Origin of the sequence: Nodosilinea sp. LEGE 07088, from assembly GCF_015207395.1 — a bacterium.
In the GTDB taxonomy this organism is placed as follows: Bacteria; Cyanobacteriota; Cyanobacteriia; order Phormidesmidales; family Phormidesmidaceae; genus Nodosilinea.
In genome coordinates this window covers 1-2,299 of the sequence record NZ_JADEWX010000342.1, presented here as the reverse complement: position 1 = coordinate 2,299, position 2,299 = coordinate 1, and the positions used below count along the sequence as shown (strand labels likewise).

3 protein-coding genes are annotated in these 2,299 nt (G+C 45.4%); all 3 read left to right on the top strand.

What is annotated here, in order from left to right:
• The first annotated feature begins 367 nt into the window (after window positions 1-367).
• The 3 genes from IQ254_RS30780 (at window position 368) to IQ254_RS30770 (ending at window position 1,745) form a co-directional block, all read left to right on the top strand.
• On the top strand, window positions 368-1,003 hold the full coding sequence (locus IQ254_RS30780) for a cold shock and DUF1294 domain-containing protein (protein WP_193969938.1): 636 nt from the start codon (window positions 368-370) through the stop codon (window positions 1,001-1,003).
• Window positions 1,004-1,092: 89 nt separating this feature from the next.
• Window positions 1,093-1,332 carry a hypothetical protein gene (locus IQ254_RS30775; protein WP_193969937.1) on the top strand — a complete coding sequence of 80 codons (240 nt, stop codon included), beginning with the start codon at window positions 1,093-1,095 and terminating at the stop codon, window positions 1,330-1,332.
• On the top strand, window positions 1,332-1,745 hold the full coding sequence (locus IQ254_RS30770) for a putative toxin-antitoxin system toxin component, PIN family (RefSeq protein WP_193969936.1): 414 nt from the start codon (window positions 1,332-1,334) through the stop codon (window positions 1,743-1,745). The genes IQ254_RS30775 and IQ254_RS30770 overlap by 1 nt, the downstream gene beginning before the upstream one ends.
• The last annotated feature ends 554 nt before the right edge of the window (window positions 1,746-2,299 follow it).

Below are 2,299 nucleotides of genomic sequence, written 5' to 3'. Positions count from 1 at the left end.
TTTCGTTCAGAAGCGCTAAGCTGGATATAGCTCATAGGGTGTCTTTTTGTTGTGGTAAACATCAGACTATCCTATGAGCCCCTCTGTGGAAAGCTTCTAGGTGTTGCACTTCATTCTAGAATCGGCGCACTAATGGCATCCCCAGGCTTGAAGAACAAGCTGAACGAATTGTTGATGGCAAGCTGACTTAGCCTGCTGAGAAGCGGCATAACAAATCGAAGGAGCCGATCGCCGAGAGGTTATCTGTGGGCATCAAAAGTGATCTGCGGCGGTTCATCTCAATCGTTGGGCTGCTTCGTTTCTTGGTAGTGGTTGCACTTAAAGATGGTTTGCTAAAATTGCAAAGTTTTCGTTATTGAGATTTTTCATGAAATCCAGTCTCCGCAGTGGAAAGCTTACAAAATGGAAAGATGAGCGTGGATTTGGTTTTATCCAACCTGTTGATGGAAGCCAAGAAGTTTTTTTGCATATTTCTGAAGTTAAAGATGCAACCCGTCGCCCACAAGAAAATGACACGATTTATTACCACTGCGTAGTTGACTTAGATGGAAAAGTTCGTGCTTGCAACGCATTCATTTTGGGAGCAAGAAACAAATCAGCGTCTTTGAATAGTCGAACTAAACCCTCCGATGCCATCGTTTCAAGCTTTCCAATAGTTGAGGTAATCCTGTTGTCGCTTCTGCCTTTGGTTGGAGCTATTCATTTTACATGGACGACGCGCAATCCCCTTCCATTGCTTCTTTATCCTGTAATGAGTTTAGTGACCTACTTCCTATACGCTGATGATAAATCTCGCGCTAAACGCAAGGACTGGCGAACTCCTGAACGAACGCTACATCTGTGTGAACTGGTAGGTGGATGGTTGGGTGGGTTTATCGCCCAGCGGGTACTGCGTCACAAAAGTCAGAAAGAGTCTTATCAAGTCGAATTTTGGGCGATCGTGATCATTCATTACCTTGCATGGCTGTTTTGGCTGCTTTTGGGAAGAACGCTATGGGTTTAGCTCTGTTCCATGTGTTTGCAGTCATGCTTTTGATCTGGCTTACAATAGGGGGATGCAGGGTTCTATCTTATTATTTATAAGGAGAAATCATGGTAACACTAACTTTGAGTGATGAGCAGGTTATTGAGCTTGTCAAACAGTTGCCAGTTGGGCAACAAGTGGAGGTATTCAGATTCTTACTTCTCCAGCAATGGGGAAAATGGGAATCACTATCACGTTATGGAGCCGAAAAAGCACGGTTGGTTGCTCAAGAGAAAGGTTTTGATTGGAATATGATGACCGAGGAAGAGCGTGACGCTTTCATTGATGATGTGGTGCATGAGGACTAATGCAGTACATTGTCGTTTTTGATACCAATATCTTGCTTTCCGCCCTATTGTCTACGAATGGTAATCCATTTCGCTGTCTCGCTCTAGCAAAAGTAGGTCAGGTTGAATCTGTGACTTGTCAGGAAATCTTGGATGAATTTGCCGAAAAGTTGCTGATGAAATTCAAGTTCTCTGAAGAGATGGCACAGGCAGCAGTGCAAGAAGTGCGTCGATTTTCACGTCTGATTGAAATTTCCGAGACACTTAAGGCTGTTCCAGATGATCCAGACGACGATATGGTTGTAGAGTGTGCAGTCATAGGTAATGCAACTCATATTGTCACAGGAGACAAACATCTTTTATCGTTGACGAATCATCAAGGCATTGTGATTCTCAAAGCAGCAGAGTTCGCTGCATTGTTGTCAACGCCCTAGCGCTCTGCCAGCAGCCCGATAATTCAAATGCAGCGGACGGTTGGGAGATCCTGGTGCTGAGTTCGAGGTTATCTGCTGCCGCTGATTTGAACCGTTATACAGCTTCGGTTATTAGTTGGGGAGTGGCTTGAAGATTATCTGTGGGGCACTCAATTCTGTGCGAAGACGCACTCCAAGCCATGCAATCAGTAAGCTACGAGCAACAAGCTGGAGATGCAGTTTTCTGAGACACGCCAAAGGTTGCCGAATCCTCCAGAACGACATAGACTTCCCAGGCAGCATCGTCTGGATCTTTCACCCAAACTTTGTCTTGCAAGGCATAACAGCAAGTAGACCGGGTTTTAGGTGTCACGGATAGATCCGTTTGCTGAAGTCGCTCACTGGTGAGCGTAACCTGTTCGGACGACTCCACCTCAATTCCCAAGTGGGTAGTGCATTTTAGTAAAGGACAGAGGAAAAGCCCGCCTCTTCCCGTTGTGCCAATTTCTCTCTAACTCGGCGATTGTAGTCGTGGATAAACGTCCAGATCGCACCGATGTGATTTTCTAGCTTTT